19 protein-coding genes are annotated in these 17,177 nt (G+C 69.7%); 10 read left to right on the top strand and 9 right to left on the bottom strand.

All coding sequences use genetic code 11. From position 1 onward, the window contains the following. The first annotated feature begins 66 nt into the window (after positions 1-66). The 5 genes from ubiG (at position 67) to AC1RJ9_RS00435 (ending at position 4,176) form a co-directional block, all read left to right on the top strand. Entirely contained in the window at positions 67-837 is a 771-nt protein-coding gene (ubiG, locus tag AC1RJ9_RS00455) for a bifunctional 2-polyprenyl-6-hydroxyphenol methylase/3-demethylubiquinol 3-O-methyltransferase UbiG (RefSeq protein ID WP_492835743.1), read from the top strand. Positions 838-875: 38 nt separating this feature from the next. Continuing rightward, entirely contained in the window at positions 876-1,277 is a 402-nt protein-coding gene (locus tag AC1RJ9_RS00450; RefSeq protein ID WP_492835745.1) for a hypothetical protein, read from the top strand. 119 nt (positions 1,278-1,396) lie between these two features. Then, positions 1,397-2,410, top strand: a complete 1,014-nt coding sequence (locus AC1RJ9_RS00445) for a YMGG-like glycine zipper-containing protein (protein ID WP_492835747.1) — start codon at positions 1,397-1,399, stop codon at positions 2,408-2,410. 122 nt (positions 2,411-2,532) lie between these two features. After that, positions 2,533-2,841: a glycine zipper 2TM domain-containing protein gene (locus AC1RJ9_RS00440; RefSeq protein ID WP_492835749.1), complete on the top strand. Its 309-nt coding sequence runs from the start codon at positions 2,533-2,535 to the stop codon at positions 2,839-2,841. 177 nt (positions 2,842-3,018) lie between these two features. After that, the gene (locus AC1RJ9_RS00435; RefSeq protein ID WP_492835751.1) at positions 3,019-4,176 is read left to right on the top strand and encodes a glycosyltransferase family 87 protein; all 1,158 of its coding nucleotides are present in this window, start codon (positions 3,019-3,021) and stop codon (positions 4,174-4,176) included. Here the strand turns inward: AC1RJ9_RS00435 and AC1RJ9_RS00430 are convergent. The 4 genes from AC1RJ9_RS00430 to AC1RJ9_RS00415 are packed head-to-tail and all read right to left on the bottom strand — an operon-like array spanning position 4,074 to position 6,426. Next, positions 4,074-4,508 (bottom strand): DUF1178 family protein, encoded by a 435-nt coding sequence (locus tag AC1RJ9_RS00430; RefSeq protein WP_492835753.1) that lies wholly within the window; start codon positions 4,506-4,508, stop codon positions 4,074-4,076. The genes AC1RJ9_RS00435 and AC1RJ9_RS00430 overlap by 103 nt on opposite strands. A 19-nt stretch (positions 4,509-4,527) precedes the next feature. After that, positions 4,528-5,361, bottom strand: coding sequence for a carbon-nitrogen hydrolase family protein (locus tag AC1RJ9_RS00425; RefSeq protein WP_492835755.1), 834 nt, complete (start codon positions 5,359-5,361; stop codon positions 4,528-4,530). After that, positions 5,358-5,612: a glutaredoxin 3 gene (gene grxC / locus AC1RJ9_RS00420; protein ID WP_492835757.1), complete on the bottom strand. Its 255-nt coding sequence runs from the start codon at positions 5,610-5,612 to the stop codon at positions 5,358-5,360. The genes AC1RJ9_RS00425 and grxC overlap by 4 nt, the downstream gene beginning before the upstream one ends. Before the next feature lie 31 nt (positions 5,613-5,643). After that, positions 5,644-6,426: a ComF family protein gene (locus AC1RJ9_RS00415; RefSeq protein WP_492835759.1), complete on the bottom strand. Its 783-nt coding sequence runs from the start codon at positions 6,424-6,426 to the stop codon at positions 5,644-5,646. Between AC1RJ9_RS00415 and AC1RJ9_RS00410 the strand changes: the two genes are divergently transcribed. Then, entirely contained in the window at positions 6,426-7,340 is a 915-nt protein-coding gene (locus tag AC1RJ9_RS00410; RefSeq protein WP_492835761.1) for a methyltransferase domain-containing protein, read from the top strand. The two genes, AC1RJ9_RS00415 and AC1RJ9_RS00410, sit on opposite strands and share 1 nt — an antisense overlap. On the opposite strand, the gene AC1RJ9_RS00405 is transcribed toward AC1RJ9_RS00410, so the two are convergent. Further along, positions 7,341-7,577, bottom strand: coding sequence for a Flp family type IVb pilin (locus AC1RJ9_RS00405; protein ID WP_492835763.1), 237 nt, complete (start codon positions 7,575-7,577; stop codon positions 7,341-7,343). Continuing rightward, positions 7,493-7,897 carry an 8-oxo-dGTP diphosphatase MutT gene (mutT, locus tag AC1RJ9_RS00400; RefSeq protein ID WP_492835765.1) on the bottom strand — a complete coding sequence of 135 codons (405 nt, stop codon included), beginning with the start codon at positions 7,895-7,897 and terminating at the stop codon, positions 7,493-7,495. The genes AC1RJ9_RS00405 and mutT overlap by 85 nt, the downstream gene beginning before the upstream one ends. Positions 7,898-8,176: 279 nt before the next feature. Between mutT and AC1RJ9_RS00395 the strand changes: the two genes are divergently transcribed. Further along, a complete protein-coding gene (locus AC1RJ9_RS00395) occupies positions 8,177-9,622 on the top strand; it encodes a DEAD/DEAH box helicase (RefSeq protein ID WP_492835767.1) in 1,446 nt (481 codons plus the stop codon). A 182-nt stretch (positions 9,623-9,804) separates the two neighbouring features. Continuing rightward, positions 9,805-12,036 (top strand): PAS domain-containing protein, encoded by a 2,232-nt coding sequence (locus AC1RJ9_RS00390; protein WP_492835769.1) that lies wholly within the window; start codon positions 9,805-9,807, stop codon positions 12,034-12,036. Here AC1RJ9_RS00390 and AC1RJ9_RS00385 read toward each other — a convergent pair. Further along, complete coding sequence (locus tag AC1RJ9_RS00385; RefSeq protein ID WP_492835771.1) at positions 12,033-13,580, bottom strand: hypothetical protein; 1,548 nt, start codon at positions 13,578-13,580, stop codon at positions 12,033-12,035. The genes AC1RJ9_RS00390 and AC1RJ9_RS00385 overlap by 4 nt on opposite strands. Further along, a complete protein-coding gene (locus tag AC1RJ9_RS00380) occupies positions 13,577-14,332 on the bottom strand; it encodes an ABC transporter ATP-binding protein (protein WP_492835773.1) in 756 nt (251 codons plus the stop codon). The genes AC1RJ9_RS00385 and AC1RJ9_RS00380 overlap by 4 nt, the downstream gene beginning before the upstream one ends. 129 nt (positions 14,333-14,461) lie before the next feature. Between AC1RJ9_RS00380 and AC1RJ9_RS00375 the strand changes: the two genes are divergently transcribed. Further along, positions 14,462-15,004: a hypothetical protein gene (locus tag AC1RJ9_RS00375; protein WP_492835775.1), complete on the top strand. Its 543-nt coding sequence runs from the start codon at positions 14,462-14,464 to the stop codon at positions 15,002-15,004. A 4-nt stretch (positions 15,005-15,008) separates the two neighbouring features. Here AC1RJ9_RS00375 and AC1RJ9_RS00370 read toward each other — a convergent pair whose 3' ends face one another. After that, positions 15,009-15,926, bottom strand: coding sequence for an AraC family transcriptional regulator (locus tag AC1RJ9_RS00370; protein ID WP_492836097.1), 918 nt, complete (start codon positions 15,924-15,926; stop codon positions 15,009-15,011). 201 nt (positions 15,927-16,127) lie between these two features. Between AC1RJ9_RS00370 and AC1RJ9_RS00365 the strand changes: the two genes are divergently transcribed. Continuing rightward, positions 16,128-17,171 carry an NAD(P)-dependent alcohol dehydrogenase gene (locus AC1RJ9_RS00365; RefSeq protein ID WP_492835777.1) on the top strand — a complete coding sequence of 348 codons (1,044 nt, stop codon included), beginning with the start codon at positions 16,128-16,130 and terminating at the stop codon, positions 17,169-17,171. Positions 17,172-17,177 lie beyond the last annotated feature (6 nt).

Genomic DNA, 17,177 nt, shown 5'->3' with positions numbered 1-17,177 from the left:
CGGCTTTGACTCCAGGCGCTCGACCGGACCCTAGCCCGGACGCATGGGCCGCTCTAGATTGGCTTCATGACGGACACCACCTCGCCCTCGCCCTCCGGCGCGCCTTCCTGGAGCATCGACCCCGCCGACGTGGCGCGGTTCTCGGCCATCGCCGCCGAGTGGTGGGACCCCAAGGGCAAGTTCGCGCCGCTGCACGTGTTCAACCCCTGCCGCCTGGCCTTCATCCGCGACCAGGCCCTGGCCCGGTTTGACCGCGACGGAACGCAGCGCCAGCCGTTCGAGGGCCTCTCCCTGCTCGACATCGGCTGCGGCGGCGGTCTGCTGTCCGAGCCCATGGCCCGGCTGGGCTTTTCCGTCACCGCCATCGACGCCTCCGAGAAGAACATCAAGACCGCCGCCACCCACGCGGCCGAGCAGGGCCTGGCGATCGGCTACCGTCCCGCCACCGCCGAACAGCTGCTGGCCGAGGGCGCGGGTCCGTTCGACGTCGTCCTGACCATGGAGGTGATCGAGCACGTCGCCGATCCGGGCGAGTTCCTGCGCACCTGCGCCAAGCTGCTCAAGCCCGGCGGCCTGATGATCGTCGCCACCCTGAACCGCACGCTGAAGGCCCTGGCCCTGGCCAAGATCGGCGCCGAATACGTGCTGCGCTGGGTGCCGCCGGGCACCCACGACTGGAAGCAGTTCCTCAAGCCCGAGGAGCTGCGCGCCTTCCTGGCCGGCGAGCCGGTCGAGATGCAGGGCCCGTTCGGCGTGGCCTACAATCCGCTGACGGGACGGTGGAGTCGGTCGGCCGATGTCGACATCAATTACATGATGACCGTCACCAGAGATTGAGTCACGGTCACCTCACGATGCGCGCGTGAGGTGTTTCGATGATTACGCTCCTGGCCCTGCTGCTGGCGACCAACCTTCTCCCCACTGGCTTGCCGGGTCCGATCTCCGGGGATTTCGACCACGACGGCAAGGTCGACACCGCCACGATCGTCCGCGAAGGCCGCGACGTCTATGTCCTGCGGATCGCACGCGGCGCGGCTCCGGGCGCTTCGGTGCGGCTGAGCCTGGGCCTGAACCCGCCCGACTTCATGATCCCGGCCAAGAAGGGCGGCTCGGTCGCCACGGCTTGTGGCAAGGGCGTCGGCGCCAAGAGCGCCCCCTGCCCTCGCACGTCCGTCCAGGTGACCCGTGGAGACCTGCTGTTGGGCGCCAGCGAAGCCAGCCAAAGCGTCATTCTCTGGGACGGCCAAGCCTTCCGCCAGGAATGGCTCACCGACTGATCGACGGAACTTCGCCGCCAGCCAAGGCTTTCGTCTCCGCAGGGACTTGAACTCGGATTGGCGACCCAACTTTCGGGGGGTCGGCCGTCGATCCGTTCTAGAGGGAACGGAGACTTCTCATGACTTCCAAGACTTTGGCCGCCGTGCTGGCCGCCACCATGGCGTGCGGCGCGGTCGCCCCCGCCTTCGCCCAGGATTCCGCGTACCAGCGCAGCCTTCAGAACTACGACGCTCAGCGCTCCAACTACTATGACAAGGTCGCCGAGTATCAGGAGCGCCAGGACGCTTATGAGCGCGACCGCGCCAACTACGTCCAGGCCCGCGAGGACTATGACCGTCGCTACGGCCGCGGCGCCTATGATCGTCGCTATCCCACCTACGCCACGCGCTACAGCACGGCCCAGTATCGTGAGAGCGCCGCCTACTACTCCGAGCAGGCCAATTTCGAACGGGCCCGCGCCAACTATGAGCGCGCCCGTTACAACTATGATCGCCGCAACGGCGATGGCGCCTATGACCGCCGCCATCCGCGCGACGCCGACCGCTTCCGCACCAGCGGCGTGAGCTACGCCTCGGGCTCCAACTACGATCCAGGCCGCCAGCAGTGGGAGCGTGATCGCGATCGCTACACCTCGGCCCGCGACGCCTATGACCGCCGCTACGGCAATGGCGCCTATGACCGTCGCCACCCGGGCGAGGGTTCGCGCTTCGCCGCGCCCTATGCGGGCGCCTACAGCATCGACACCAACGCCAACGTCTCCGCCGCGAACGACTGCCGGCAGGACGCCAAGAGGAACGCCACCGTCGGCGGCGTGATCGGCGCCCTGGCTGGCGCGGCGCTGGGCTCGAACGTCGCCGCCCGCAACGCCCGTCCGGAAGGCACCGTGCTGGGCGCCCTGGTCGGGGCCGGCGTCGGCGCGGCCGTGGGCAACGCCTCGGCCAAGTGCGACACGCGCGGCGCTTACTACAGCTACGAGCAGACCCAGCCCTACCGCTACAGCGACGGCCGCTACGCCAGCTCCGGCGAACGCTGCCGCCTGGCCCCGGCCCCGACCGAGTACAACGGCCGCGTCGAGACCCGCTACATCCGCGTCTGCCCCGACGCCAACGGCCACTATCGCGTCGAAGGCTAGTCTTTCGACCACGTTTAAGACCTGACCTGACGGTCGGCTGCCCGACTTTCCGGCAACCGACCGTCGGCTTGGGCGTTTACGAGCCGAGGGATCTACAAGAACAATTAATCGGAGAGCCCGCCATGCGCGCCCGCCTGAAGACCATCGTCCTGGCCACCGTCGTCGGTTTCACCGTCAGCAGCGTGGCCATCACCGCCGCCGAAGCCCAGCAACGCCGTGAGCGCGTCCTGGTCTGCAACAAGTCCAAGGCCAAGAACGGCGCCATCATCGGCGGCCTGTCGGGCGCCCTGCTCGGCAACACCGTCGCCGGCCGCGGCAACAAGACCGAAGGCACGCTGCTGGGCGCCGGTGTCGGCGCCGTCGCCGGTCACGAGATCGGCAAGGGCAAGAAGAAGTGCCACTACGAGTACCGCTATTATCGCAACCGCTAAGCGCCAGCGCTGACAGACAAAAGGGCGTCGGACTCCGGTCCGGCGCCCTTCGTGTTTGGAGCCTATGGCGAGCAATAAATCCACCCAGGGATTCATTTCTCCGACAGATCAATTTTTAAGACGCCTTTTAACAGTTTTCGCAACCTTGGGGACACCTGTCGCAACCCCGAGGGTGATATGTCCGTTGGCCGGAAGGACCATCGCCAACCGCCGCTGGCGGCGCTGCTGGCCACATTCGCCGTGCTGGGCGTGCTGGTGGCGCGCGACGTGACGATCCAGCCCGTCGGCCTGGATTTCCTGTGCTTCTGGAGCGGCGGCCGCGTGGCGCTCGTCGATCCCGGCCGGCTCTACGATTTCCAGTATCTGACCCTGCGCCAGGGCTTCGATCCGGCCAGCGGGATTCTTCGCCCCTACCTCAACCCGCCCTCGGCCCTGCTGTTGTTCGCGCCCCTGTCGCGGCTGCCGTTCCTGGCCAGCTACCTGACCTTGATGGCGCTGAGCGTCGCGGTCCTGGCGACGGCGGCGGCGAGGATCCGCGCGCCGTGGTGGTGGCTGCTGTTGCCGTCGGTGGCCTTCGCGATCTTCTGCGGCCAGCTCAGCCTGCTGATCGCCGGCCTCGTCGTGTTGGGCCTGTCGTTCCGGCGGCGGCCGCTGATCGCGGGCCTCCTGTTCGCGGTCGCCGCCTCGCTGAAGCCCCAGCTCCTGATCCTGCTGCCCTTGGCCCTGGCGGCTCAGGGACAGTGGCGCGCCATCCTGTTCACCGGCGGCTGGGGCCTGCTGATCTGCGCGCTGTCGGCGGGCGTGTTCGGGCCGCGGACCTGGGTCGACTGGTTAGCCGCCCTGCCGCGCTTCCACGGGATCGTCGCCGGCCAGGGCCTGCTCGACACCGCCATCACGCCCTATGCGAAACTGACGGCCCTCGGCCTGAACGGCGCCTGGGCCTATCTGCTGGCGCCCGCCGTCCTGTGGGGCGTGTGGACGGCTTTCCGCCGCGACGCCGCCTGGCCCGACCAGCTGATCGCCTTGCTGGGCGGGGCGCTGCTGATCTCGCCCTACGCCATGAACTACGAGCTGGCGCTGCTGGCCCCGGCGGTCGCGGCCTATGTCGCGCGGACACAGGATCGTCAGTGGCTGGCCTACGCGGCCGCCGCGGCGCTTTATGGCCTGAACATCTCGGCGGGCTCGCTGTCGCTGATCGCGGCCCTGATCCTGCCGGTCCTTGGCAGGGACCTTCAGTTCACCTCGGTCTTCTTCGGCGCGGGCGGCGGCAGCGGGGCCACGCGCACGCCGTCCTCGACCAGCGCCTTGACCTCGGTCGGCGAGGCCTCGCCGTAGATGCCGCGCTCCTCGGACTTGCCCTCGTGGATGGCGCGCGCCTCCTTGGCGAAGGCGTCGCCGACATAGTCGAAATTATCCTCCACGTGGCGGCGGACCTCGCCCATGGCCGTCATCATCATCTCGCGCATCTTCGGATCGACGGCCGGCGCGGCGCTTTGCGCCTTCGTGCCCGCCACGGCTGGAGCCATGATCTGCTTGGAGACGCCGCGCGACCCGCACAGCGGACATTCGACGAGGCCCCGCGCGGCCTGGTCGTCATAGTCCGACGACGAGCCGAACCAGCCTTCGAACTCATGGGCCGCGTCGCACTGAAGCGCGTACTTGATCATGGGCTATAGATGGCGAGCTTTAGGGGCCGACGAAAGGCCTGGCGTTCTGAAGGACCGGGATCGCCGCCCGCGCCGACAGGGCGGCGGGCAGGTCGAGCTCGGCTATCAGCACGCCGGGCTCATCGTGGTCAAGCTTGGCGATCACCTCGCCCCACGGCCCGACGACGATCGAGCGGCCCCAGGTGCCGCGGCCGTCCTCGTGGAAGCCGCCCTGCGCCGCGGCGATGACGAACGAGCCGGTCTCGATGGCGCGGGCCCGCAGCAGCACGTCCCAGTGCGCCTCGCCCGTCGGACGGGTGAAGGCGGCCGGCGCGGTGATCACCGTCGCTCCGGCCAGGGCCAGGGCGCGATGCAGGGCCGGAAAGCGCATGTCATAGCAGATGGTCAGACCGAACGTGGCGAACGGCGTCTCGACCACCACGGCCTTGTCGCCCGGCATATAGGTCGCCGACTCCCGCGCCGTTTCACCGGTCGGAAGATCCACGTCGAACATGTGCAGCTTGTCGTAGGTGGCGACGATCGCGCCGGTCGGATCGATGACGACCTGACGATTGGCCGCCTTTCCGTCCTCGCGCCGCACCAGGGCCGAGCCGACGTCGATCCAGGTCCCGGTCTCGGCCGCGATGGCGCGCAGGCCATTGACCACCGGGTCGTCCGTCAGCGCCGTCAGGGTCGGCAGCAGCTTGCTCCGGTCCTTCTGCAGGACATTGGCGCATTCCGGCGTCAGTACGAACCGGGCGCCTTGCCCGATCGCCTCGCGCACCAGCGGCGCGACATGGGCCAGCGCCGCCGCGTGCGTCGCGGGCGTCCGGGTCTGGATCAATCCGACTCGCAAGGGCGCGGACGGGCTCATGCGGCGAGAAGAGCGTCCAGCTTGCCCTCGCGCTCGAGGGCCATCATGTCGTCGCAGCCGCCGATGTGCCGCTCGCCGACGAAGATCTGCGGGAAGGTGGTGCGGCCCGAACGGTCCATCATCTCCTGGCGCAGCTTGGGATCCATGCCGGCCTCGACCTCGGTGAAGTCGGCGCCCTTGTCGGTCAGCAGGGCGAGGGCGCGGGCGCAGTAGCCGCAGAACGGGCGGGTGTAGATGGTGACGTGAGCCATGGAACGGTCGATACCCTGGTGTTGTGCGTCCTCATATAGGACGGGCCTGCATTTCTGTAACGCGGGCGACGACGGAAAGCGTCACCGACGCCGCGCCGGCGGCCAGAAGCGCTCGCGCGCACCCCTCGGCCGTGGCGCCTGTGGTCAACACGTCATCAATCAGAACGATCCGCCGGCCGACAACCCGGTGTCGCCTCCCTTCGGGGACGGCGAAGGCGGCCGCCACGTTGCGCCGCCGGCCCGAGGCCGACTTGCCGCCCTGGCTGTCGGTGTCGCGCCTTCGGATCAGGACGTCGGGCAGGTAGGCCAGCCCGGTCATGCGGGCCAAGGGCCGGGCGATCTCGGCGGCCTGGTTGTAGCGGCGGCTGAGCAGGCGGGACCGGTGGACGGGCGTCGGCACGATGGCCTCGGCCTCATCCAGCAGATCCACCGAGGCGCGCGACAGCCAGCGGGCGAACAGGCCGGCCAGGTCCGTGCGGTCGGCGTGCTTCAGCTTCAGGATCAGCTCGCGCGAGTGCTCGTCATAGACGCAGGCCGCGCGGCAGCGCTGGAACGCCTTGGGCCTGGCCTGGCAGGCGGGGCAGCGCTCCAGCGCCGCCTCCGCATAGGCCATGGCCAGGCCGCAGCCGTCGCAGACCGGATCGTCCAGAAAGGTGAGTTTCGAAAAGGCGCTGGCGGTCAGCCCGCCGCTGAGCGCCGCCTCGCCGTCCAGGCTGGAGGGCGGCAGCAGCAGGTCGAGCACCGAGCGTCCGAGTCCGAACATGAGAGGTCCGGCTTTCCAGAACGGTTCGGAGTCGCCATGTTCCGCGCGCAATGACCGCCTCCCCCCTGCTCTTCGACCGCGCCCTGCATCGCGCCCGCCTCGACCGCGCCGCGCCGGGCTACGCCTCCGCCGACTTTCTCAAGGCCCGCGTGGCCCAGGACGTGGTCATGCGGCTGGAGACGATCCTGCGACGCTTTCCGGTCGCCGTCGACCTCGGCGCGAGAAACGGCCATTTTTTCAAGGCCTTGAGCGACAGCGACGCCCGCGCCAACATCGATACGCTGATCGAGACCGACCTCTCGACGCGGATGCTGGACGGTCGCCAGACCCTTCGCGTCGCCGCCGACGAGGAGCGCCTGCCGTTCGGCGACGCGACGCTCGACCTGGTGGTCTCGACCCTGTCGCTGCACTGGACCAATGATCTGGTCGGCGCGCTGATCCAGATCCGCCGCGCCCTGCGCCCCGACGGCCTGTTCCTGGGCGCGATGTTCGGCGGCGCCACCTTGACCGAGCTGCGCCAGTGCCTGCTGGCCGCCGAGGCCGAGATATCGGACGGCGCGTCGATGCGGGTCTCGCCGTTCGCCGACGCCATCGACGCGGCGGGCCTGTTGCAACGGGCCGGCTTCGCCTTGCCCGTCGCCGACGTCGATCGCGTGAAGGTCCGCTACCCCCACCCGATCAAGCTGCTGCGGGATCTGCGGGCCATGGGCGAGACCAGCGTGCTGCTGGACCGCTCGCGCAAGCCGCTGGGCCGCAAGGTGCTGTTCCGGGCGATGGAGCTCTATGTCGAGAGGTTCGCGGAGGCCGACGGCCGCGTGCCGGCGACGTTCGAGATCGTCGCGGTGACGGGGTGGGCGCCGCACGACAGCCAGCAGAAGCCGCTGCGGCCGGGCTCGGCCAAGATGCGCCTGGCCGACGCCCTGGGGGTCCAGGAGCAGCCGACCGGCGAGAAGCCCAGGCCCTGATCAGGCGCCGAGGGCGGCCTTGGCCTTGTCGAAGGCCCCGTTGAGAGCCCCGCTCAGACCCGTCAGCACGCCGACGAGGGCAAGGGCCAGCAGTCCGACCAGCAGGGCGTATTCGATCGCGGTCGCGCCGGACTCGTCGGTCCAGAAACGCTTCAGAGCACGTCGCGCAGCCAGGCCACCAGAGGCTCGTCCGCGGGCGGCATCGGATAGTCCGCAAGCTTGTCCGGTTTCACCCATGCCAGGCCCTCATGCTCCCTGCGCGTCACCTGGCCTTCCCAGCGGCGCAGCAGATAAAGTGGCATCAGCAGGTGAAAAGATTCGTAACCGTGGGACGCGAACACGAACGGCGCGAGGCAGGCCTGGGCGACCTTGATGCCCAGCTCCTCGTCCAGCTCGCGGATCAGGCATTCCTCGGGCGTCTCGCCCGGCTCGACCTTGCCGCCCGGGAATTCCCACAGGCCGGCCAGCTGCTTGCCCTGAGGCCGCTGGCAGATCAGCACGCGCCCGTCGACATCGATCAGGGCGGCGGCGGCGACAAGGACGATCGGCTTGGTCATGAGCCGGGTTTGGCGCGGCGTTCCGACGCTGGCAAGGGCCCCGAGCCTCGCCTTCCTTGACTTTTGCACTGCAACAAGCGATATCCGCTTCGCGCTCCATTGGCGCTATCGGTGCTCCAGCCGCGTGACGGTCCGTTTCCGGACCAGCCTGTCGAGCGCCCTGAAGAGATTCTCATTAGATCGCCCGTGCACGCGGGGCGCTCCTCCGACGACCAGCCGAGGGGCCAGCCGTGCGAGGACGCATGGGCTGTCTTTCGGCGCACGAAAGACAAAACACACGTGACTCAATTTTCCGACCTTGGCCTGGCCAAGCCGCTGCTGAAGGCCCTTGCCGAGAAGGGCTACAAGGAGCCGACGCCGATCCAGGCCCAGGCCATCCCGGTCGTGCTGCAAGGCAAGGACCTGCTGGGCATCGCCCAGACCGGCACCGGCAAGACCGCCGCCTTCGCCCTGCCGATCCTGCAGCGCCTGGCCGAGAACCGCATGCCGGCCCCGCGCCGCGGCTTCCGTTGCCTGGTGCTGTCGCCGACCCGCGAACTGGCCACCCAGATCGCCGAGAACTTCAAGGCCTACGCCGTCCACATGGGCCTTTCGGTCCACACCATCTACGGCGGCGTGAAGTACGGCCCGCAGATGAAGGCCCTGGCCGGCGGCATCGACGTGCTGGTCGCCACCCCCGGCCGCCTGATGGACCACATGGCCGAGAAGTCGGCCAGCGTCTCGGGCGTCGAGATCTTCGTGCTCGACGAGGCCGACCAGATGCTGGACCTGGGCTTCGTGGTGCCGATCCGCAAGATCGCCGCCCAGATGTCCAAGAACCGCCAGAACCTGTTCTTCTCGGCCACCATGCCGACCGAGATCGGCAAGCTGGCCGCCGAACTGCTGAAGGATCCTGTGCAGGTCTCGGTGGCGCCGCAAGCGACCACCGTCGAGCGCATCGACCAGCGCGTCCTGTTCATCGAGGCGCAACGCAAGCGCCCCCTGCTGGCCGAGATCCTGTCCGAACCGGGCGTTGATCGCACCATCGTCTTCACCCGCACCAAGCGCGGCGCCGACCGGGTGGCCAAGTATCTGAACGCGGCGGGCATCGAGGCCGCCTCGATCCACGGCGACAAGACCCAGGGCCAGCGCGAGCGCGCCCTGGCCGCCTTCAAGGCCGGCGAGATGCGGGCCATGGTCGCCACCGACATCGCCGCGCGCGGCATCGACGTCAACGACGTCAGCCACGTGATCAACTACGAACTGCCCAACGTGCCGGAGGCCTATGTCCACCGGATCGGCCGCACCGCCCGCAAGGGCAAGGACGGCATCGCCATCAGCTTCTGCGCCGATGACGAACGCAACCTGCTGAAGGACATCCAGAAGGCCACCCGCCAGACGATCCCGTCCTTCGACCGCCGCAACGACAAGCAGCTGGCCGCCGCCGCGGCCGTCGCCGACAAGCTGGCTCCGGCCGAGAAGTACGTCGATCCGCGCAAGGCCGATCCGCGCAACGACGTGCCGTCGGAACTGCGTCGTCAGCGTCCCCGGGGTCGCAATGGCTCCAATGGCGGCGGCGGTGGACGCTCCGCTGGCGGACAATCGGCCCAGGGCAAGGGCCCGCAGCGCCAGGGTCAAGGCCGGGGTCAGGGCCAAGGCCAGAAGGCCGGGGCTCCCCGGAACGAGTTCCGCGGCCCCAAGCCCGCGGCCGCTCCGCCCGAAAAACGCTGGTCCCCGATCGACTAATCCTCATTTCGAACAATCCGTTGCGCCCGGAGAACCATTCGCGTTTTCCGGGCGTTTTCGTGCGTGCGTTCACCAAAGCCCCGCTTGAATCCGGATGGGCTATGGGTTCACCTTGTTCAGGGCCGGTCGTCTGATCGGATGGGGGACCGCAAATGGGCGAGGGCAGGCCACGCGCCGCGCCTGTGCTGACTAGAATCGCCGGCGGCGAGATGGCCGAGCGGGTGCGCGCGTTCGACTGGTCCCAGACGCCCGTCGGCCCCCGCGACGCCTGGTCGCCCAGCCTGCATCTGGCCGTGGACATGATCCTGGCCACCAACTTCCCGATGGCCCTGCGCTGGGGTCCGGAGCTGGTCCTGATCTACAACGACGCCTACGCGCCCGCCCTGCACGAGCGGCACCCCGAGGCGCTGGGCGCGCGGCTGGACCAGACCTCGCCCGACTTCCAGGCCTCGATCCGCGCCTTCCATGAGGACATCCTGGCCGGAACCAGCGGCGGCTTCGCGTTCGAGAAGCTGCCCCTGAAGGTGACGCGCCGCGGCGCCCAGGAGACCGGCTACTTCACCATCAGCTACAGCCCCGTCCCGGACGGCGCCGCGCCGAACGGCGTCGGCGGGGTGCTGGTCACCGCGGTCGAGATCTCGCGGTCCGTCGCCGCCGAGAAGACCCTCCGCACCACCCAGGAGCGCTACGAGATGGCGCGCGAGGCCGGGGTGGTCGGGGCCTGGGAGTGGGACATCAAGGCCAACAAGGTCTATGCCGACGCCCGCTACGCCGAGCTGCACAACGTCTCGCCCGAATTCGCCGAGGCCGGCCTGCCCGTCCAGAGCTACACGCCGGCCGTCCACCCCGAGGACTGGCCCACCGTCCGCGACACCGCCGTGAAAACGGCCCACGACGGCGGCGACTTCTCGCACGAGTACCGCCTGGTCCAGGCCGACGGCTCGATCCGCTGGGTCTATACGCGCGGCCGGGCCTATCTGGACGAGGATGGGCAGCCGGCCCGCAACACCGGCGTCGTCGTCGACATCACCGAACGCAAGCAGGTCGAGGCCGAACTGGCCGCGGCGCGCATCGACCTCGATCTCGCCGCCCAGGCCGCCGGCATGGGTCGCTGGGACCATAAGCCCCATATCGGCCAGCGCTTCTGGGACGCCCGCGCCCGCTCGATCTTCGGCCTCTCGCCCGACGAGAAGCCCACGCAGGAGACCTTCGAGCGCCTGCTGCATCCGGACGATCTGTCCCGAGTGCGCGCGGCCGTGGCCGCCGCCACGGATCCCTCCGGCGACGGCGCCATCAATCTCGAATATCGCATCCGCCGCGGCGACGACGGCGCCCTGCGCTGGGTCGAGGTCTTCGGCCGGGCCTTCTTCGAGGGCGGCCAATGCGTGCGCTTCGTCGGCGTCGCTTCGGACGTCACCGAGCGCCGCGAGGCCGTTGACCGTCTGCTGCGCCAGGAAGAGACCCTGCGCCTGGCCATCGACGCCGCCGATGTCGGCACCTGGGACCTCGACCTCGACACCGGGGCCCTGACCTGGTCGGATCGTTGCTACCAGATGTTCGGCCTCCCGTCCGGCGAACCCGTGGATGTCGAGACCGCCTACGGGCTGATACATCCGGCCGACGTGGAGCGGGTGCGCGACGCGGCCAGGCGGGCCACGGATCCGACCCTACGCGCCGACTATGCCGTCGAGTATCGCGTCATCGGCCGCGACGACCATGTGGAGCGGTGGCTGGGCACGAAGGGCAAGGTGTTCTTCGGCGACGACGGCAAGCCGCACCGCGTCGTCGGCGCCCTGGTCAACATCACCGAGCGCAAGCGCGCCGAGCTGCACCTGCGCCTGCTGGTCAACGAGCTGAACCACCGGGTGAAGAACAGCCTGGCCACCATCCAAGCCATCGCCGCCCAGAGCTTCAACGGCGCCCGCGCTCTGGACCAGGCGCAGGAGGCCTTCTCCAACCGCATCGTCGCCCTGGCCGAGGCCCACGACCTCCTGACCCGCGAGAACTGGGAGGGGGCCGAGCTGCACGACGTCATCAGCCGCGTGGCGGCGCTGCATGGCGGCCCCGGCCGGTTCGACCTCAGCGGGCCATCCATCCGCCTCTCGCCCAAGAGCGCCCTGTCGCTGTCGATGGCCCTGCACGAGCTGGCCACCAACGCCATCAAGTACGGGGCGCTGTCGACGCCGGAGGGCCGGGTCCGCGTCTCCTGGGCGCTGGCTCCCGATCCCGGCGCGGCGCGGCTGGACCTGACCTGGACCGAAAGCGGCGGCCCGCCCGTCGCGCCGCCCACCCAGCGCGGCTTCGGCTCGCGCCTGATCGAGCGCGGCCTGGCGGCGGAGCTGTCGGGCTCGGCGGCGATCGACTTCCAGCCGGACGGGGTGGTGTGCCGGATCCGGGCCCTGCTGGAGGCTTAGCTCGCCACGCGCAGCGCCGCGGCGATCTGCTCGTCGGTCCTTCGCAACGCCATCATCACCGCGCCCGCCACGATCAGCGGCGGCAGCGCCCAGACCAGCCAGCCGGCCACGGCCAGCGCCGTCGCCGCGCCGATCAGGGTGGCGATGAACAGCTCGGCCAGGGTCGCCAGCAGCGAGCCGCCCCGCCGCCGGCGGAAGTCAGCGCGCTTGCCGGGCTTCTGACGCCAGACGCCGATCAGGCCCGTGCTCCAGGCCGACAGCCCCGCGCCGATCGCGGTCCACAGCCCGGCCAGCGGCGCGTACCAGGCCAGGACGGCGATCGGGATGGCCAGCAGCACGGCCACCGGCAGCAGGGCGGCGGTCAGCTTGGCCTGGCGCAGGACGCCCATCGGGGCGGGCGCTATGGCCAGCAGGTCCGGCGTGTCCTCGGCCGAGACGGTGATCCAGACGAGACTCCCGGCCACCTGTCCGGCCAGAAAGGTCACGGCGGCGGCCGGCCCGGCCAGGGCCCAGACCGGCATGTGCGAAGCGCCGCGGGCCAGCACCAGGGCCAGCGGCAGCATGTACAGCACCCGCAGCAGCACCTGCGACAGCAGCGCCGCGTCTCGGCTGATCAGGCGCAGCTCCTTGCGCACCGTGGCGTGGAAGGGTCCGGCGGCGAAGGCGCGCGTCGGGCCCTTGGCGCCCTTGCGGGTCTCGGCGCCCTGGGTGGCGGCGGCCGCGTCGGCGAAACGGCGGCCCAGGGTCTGGGCGGCGAACAGGAAGATCCCCGCGCCCAGAGCCACCAGGATCAGCAGCGGGATCGGCTCGCCCAGGGCCGCGCGCAGCGGCAGGTCTGCGAACGGCGGCGGCTGGATGCGCCCCTCGCGGGCGTCCGTGGCGATGCGGGCGAACAGGCTCTCGCTGGCCTTCTGGCCCATCAGGTTGCGGTACTGGCTGGCCAGGAAGAACGCCGCGCCGATCAGGGCGGCCATCACCTGGGCCACGGTGCGCGTGCGGCGCGGACCGATCAGGGCGAACAGCGCCATGGCCAGCAGCAAGCCGACGCCCGAGGCGGCCAGGGCGGCGGCGGCCAGCACCACGAACACGCCCAGCCAGGCCGGATGGCCCAGCACGATCGACGGCGTCAGCAGCAGCACCGCCGGGACCATGAACCAGAGCCCGGCATTGACCGCCAGCCCCAGGGCCCGGACGAACAGCACCTTGCGCGGGGCCAGCGGCGAGGAGAACAGCAGATCGAGATCGCCGCGCTCATAGAGGGCGTCCGCCGAGGCCGCCAGGGTGCTCGACAGCATCAGGGTCAGGATCACCGCCAGCGCCAGGTCGACGATGACCACCGCCAGCGGGACCACCGGAACCTGCTGGCCGCGCAGAGCCAGGCCCATGGCCACGCCGCCGAACACGATCAGGCCGCCCAGGATCACGAAGGCGATCAGCGCGCCGGGTCCCCGCCCCTTGCGTCCCGCCAGAAAGCCGCGCCAGGCCAGGCGCAGCTCGTGGGCCAGCAGCCACGCCGTGCTGGCCGGCTTGAACGGCAGGCTCACGCGACGACGCCCTGAGGGACGGCCTCTGAGGTCAGTTGCAGGAACACGTCCTCCAGCGTCCGGCCGCTGGCCTCGCCGGCCTTGCCGCGCAGCTCGTCCAGCGTGCCCTCGGCCAGCAGGCGGCCGCCGGCGATGATGCCGATGCGGTCGGCCATGCGTTCGGCGACTTCGAGAATGTGGGTGGTCAGGATCACCGTGGCGCCGGCGTCGACGCGGGCCCGCAGCATGTCCTTGACCAGGCGCGCGGCGGCCGCGTCCAGGCCGGTCAGCGGTTCGTCCAGGATCAGCAGCTTGGGATCGTGGATCAACGCCCCGGCCAGGGCGACCTTCTGCTTCATGCCGCGCGAGAAGCCCTCGCACCGGCGCCGCGCCTCGCTGGTCAGGCCCAGGGTCTCCAGCAGCTGCTCGGCCTTGGCCTTCGCCGCCTTGGGCTCGATGTTCCAGAGCCCGGCGACGAACTCCAGATATTCAAGCGGGCTGAGCTTGTCGTAGATCATCGCCTCGTCGGGGGCCCAGGCCAGCAGGGCCTTGGCGGCGGCGGGATCCTTGCGGGCGTCGACGCCGAAGATCGCCACCGCGCCGCTGTCGGGCTGGGTCAGGCCCGCCACCATCCGCAAGGTGGTGGTCTTGCCGGCGCCGTTGGGCCCCAGCAGGGCGTAGAGCTCGCCAGCGTGGACCGTCAGGTCGAGGTCGGACACCGCGGGCTTGGCGAACGTCTTGTTCAAGCCGCGAACGATCAAGGCTTCCGTCAAAACCCGCCCCCAAAATCACACGCGGGCATGTGACGTGATCAGCACGCGAGAGGCAAGGTGCGACGCCTGGGCGCTTGCACGAGACGCCGATGCGCCGCCTTATGGTTGCTCACAACCAGAGGTGAAGCCATGGCGGTCTCCACGATCCTCGTTCCCACGGTCATTCTGCTTTCAGGAGCCGGCCAACTCGCCATCGTCCCGACCGACGGGACGCAGGCGGCGCGCCTCGCCCTGGCGCGTGTCTGCCTGCCCGGCGTCGTGGAGGCCCGTCCGATAGAGCCGCTGGCCAAGGCGGAAGGAATGACCATGGTCTCGCCGACAACGGTCGGCGCGGGCCCCACGGACAAGGCCTGGCGCGCGGACCCGGCCGCGCCCGCCTACGCCGTGGCCTGGGCCGACGGCAGCTGCACCGCCACGCTGCTGAAAGGCGACAAGGACGCCGCACGGACCATGGCCGAAAAGGAAATCCTGTCCCGCCCCGAGCGTTTCAAGCATGGCGCGACGATGCTGGCCGACCACGGCCGCGTCGAGCAGAGCGTCTATTGCGCCCAGGTCAGGAACGTCTGGGCTGTCGTCACCATCGCCGTGCCTGGCCCGAAGGGCGACGCCCGCACCCGCGCCTTCTCGTCGACCACCTATCTGCGCCCGACACGGTCGCCGCTGTGCGGCTGACGCCCTACTCCGCCGCGATCGGGGTCCGCAGCGCCTCCAAGTCGCGCGCCGGCGGCAGGCCGTAGAGGCGGCGGTATTCGCGGCTGAACTGCGAGGGGCTCTGGTAGCCGACGGAGAAGCCGGCCGCGCCGACGTCCAGGCCCTCGACCAGCATCAGACGGCGGGCCTCGTAGAGCCGCAGCTGCTTCTGGTACTGCATCGGCGTCATGTTGGTGACGGCCTTGAAGTGGTGGTGCAGCGAGCTCTCGCTCATGCCCACGTGCTCGGCCAGGAGTTCGATCCGCAGCGGCTGGTCGAAATGCTGGCGCAGCCAGGCGACGGCGCGGGTGACCCGCTGGCCCTGGCCCTCGGCCATGGCGATATGCATCAGGCGCGCGCCCTGCGGACCGCTGAGCAGGCGGTAGAGGATCTCCTGCTCGATCAGCGGCGCCATCGCCGCCACGTCCCCCGGACGGTCCAGCAGGCGCAGCAGCCGCAAGGTGGCGTCCAGCAGTTCCGGCGAGGCCGGGTTCACCGCCACGCCGCGCACGCCGCCAGGCGGAGCCGTCGAGGCCTGCTCGGGCAGGCGACCGATCAGCTCGGCCAGGCGGGCCGGGTTGATCGCCACGCCGACGCACAGATGCGGCTCGGCCTCGCTGGCCTGGAGGATCCGCGCCGTGGCCGGCAGGTCCAGGGCCACCAGCAGGCAGTCGCCGACGCCGTAGTGCAGGTCCTGGTCCCCGACGGTCAGGCACTTGCGGCCGCCGGCCACCAGCCAGAACGACGGCCGCTGGTCGACGTGCAACCGGCCGCTGGGCGAGCAGCGACGCGTCAGATAGAGGCCGTCGATCGCCGACTCCGGATGGTCGTCCTTGGCGTAACGGGCGACCAGCCGGGCGATCTCGGCATAGACGCCAGCGCTGTCGGGGGCGTTGTCGGACACGCTCAAGGGCTTGGTTTCCTGGGTTTTCGCAACACTGAACCTCTACGCCCGCGCGGATGAGGCGAAAACCGTCCTCACGGCCTTTTGCAGGATCGTGCATGAGCTTTGCAGGATCGGCATAACGCCGCCGCCCCGGCGCGTGGCAAACCTCCCGTCGTTCGATCCTCCCCGATCGGTCCCCAAACTCAAGGACACTTCCCAATGGCCACCGCTAAAGGCTATGCGGCGCCCGCCGCCGGCGCGCCCCTGGCGCCGTTCAGCTTCGAACGTCGCGAGCCCAATGCCGACGACGTCGTCATCTCGATCAAGTACTGCGGCGTCTGCCACTCCGACATCCACATGGTCGACAACGGCTGGGGCCAGAGCGTCTATCCGATCGTGCCCGGCCACGAGGTCGCCGGCGTGGTCACCGCCGTCGGCGCCAATGTCACCAAGTTCAAGGAAGGCGACCATGTCGGCGTCGGCTGCTTCGTCGACAGCTGCGTGACCTGCAAGGCCGCCCGCGACCTGGACCGCGAGCAGTACCAGCCAGGCCTCGTCCTGACCTACAGCGGCTTCGAGCCGGGTTCGGACACGCCGACCTATGGCGGCTATTCCGACCACATGGTGGTCAAGGAAGACTACGTCCTGTCGATCCCCGAGAACCTGCCGCTGGACGCCGCCGCGCCGCTGCTGTGCGCCGGTATCACCCTCTACTCGCCGCTGCGCCACTGGAACGCCGGTCCCGGCAAGAAGGTCGCGATCCTGGGCATGGGGGGGCTGGGCCACATGGGCGTCAAGCTGGCCCACGCCATGGGCGCCGAGGTCACGGTGCTGAGCCAGACCCTGTCCAAGCAGGCCGACGGCCTGAAGATGGGCGCGTCGCACTATCACGCGACCAACGATCCCAAGACCTTCGAGACCCTGGCCGGGACGTTCGACCTGCTGATCTGCACGGTCTCGGCCGGCATCGACTGGGGATCGTACCTGAACCTCTTGAAGGTCGACGGCGCCATGGTGCTGGTCGGCGCGCCGGAAGAGCCCGTGCCGCTGAACGCCTTCGCCCTGATCCCCGGCCGCCGCACCCTGGCCGGCTCGATGATCGGCTCGATCAAGGAGACCCAGGAGATGCTCGACTTCTGCGGCGAAAAGAACATCGTCGCCGACATCGAGGTCATCGCGATCGACCAGATCAACGAAGCCTACAAGCGCATGGCCAGGAGCGACGTGCGCTACCGCTTCGTGATCGACATGAGCACGCTGTAGGCGAAG

The sequence above is a fragment of the Caulobacter sp. GW822-FHT07D08 genome, from assembly GCF_058798735.1.
The sequence above is the reverse complement of the archived record's forward strand: the minus strand, read 5'-3'. Positions and strand labels throughout refer to the sequence as shown.

Coding starts and splice junctions, on each gene's coding strand:
- ubiG (WP_492835743.1), top strand. CDS start 67: ATGACGGACACCACCTCGCCCTCGCCCTCCGGCGCGCCTTCCTGGAGC.
- AC1RJ9_RS00450 (WP_492835745.1), top strand. CDS start 876: ATGATTACGCTCCTGGCCCTGCTGCTGGCGACCAACCTTCTCCCCACT.
- AC1RJ9_RS00445 (WP_492835747.1), top strand. CDS start 1,397: ATGACTTCCAAGACTTTGGCCGCCGTGCTGGCCGCCACCATGGCGTGC.
- AC1RJ9_RS00440 (WP_492835749.1), top strand. CDS start 2,533: ATGCGCGCCCGCCTGAAGACCATCGTCCTGGCCACCGTCGTCGGTTTC.
- AC1RJ9_RS00435 (WP_492835751.1), top strand. CDS start 3,019: ATGTCCGTTGGCCGGAAGGACCATCGCCAACCGCCGCTGGCGGCGCTG.
- AC1RJ9_RS00430 (WP_492835753.1), bottom strand. CDS start 4,508: ATGATCAAGTACGCGCTTCAGTGCGACGCGGCCCATGAGTTCGAAGGC.
- AC1RJ9_RS00425 (WP_492835755.1), bottom strand. CDS start 5,361: ATGAGCCCGTCCGCGCCCTTGCGAGTCGGATTGATCCAGACCCGGACG.
- grxC (WP_492835757.1), bottom strand. CDS start 5,612: ATGGCTCACGTCACCATCTACACCCGCCCGTTCTGCGGCTACTGCGCC.
- AC1RJ9_RS00410 (WP_492835761.1), top strand. CDS start 6,426: ATGACCGCCTCCCCCCTGCTCTTCGACCGCGCCCTGCATCGCGCCCGC.
- AC1RJ9_RS00405 (WP_492835763.1), bottom strand. CDS start 7,577: ATGGGTGAAACCGGACAAGCTTGCGGACTATCCGATGCCGCCCGCGGA.
- mutT (WP_492835765.1), bottom strand. CDS start 7,897: ATGACCAAGCCGATCGTCCTTGTCGCCGCCGCCGCCCTGATCGATGTC.
- AC1RJ9_RS00375 (WP_492835775.1), top strand. CDS start 14,462: ATGGCGGTCTCCACGATCCTCGTTCCCACGGTCATTCTGCTTTCAGGA.
- AC1RJ9_RS00365 (WP_492835777.1), top strand. CDS start 16,128: ATGGCCACCGCTAAAGGCTATGCGGCGCCCGCCGCCGGCGCGCCCCTG.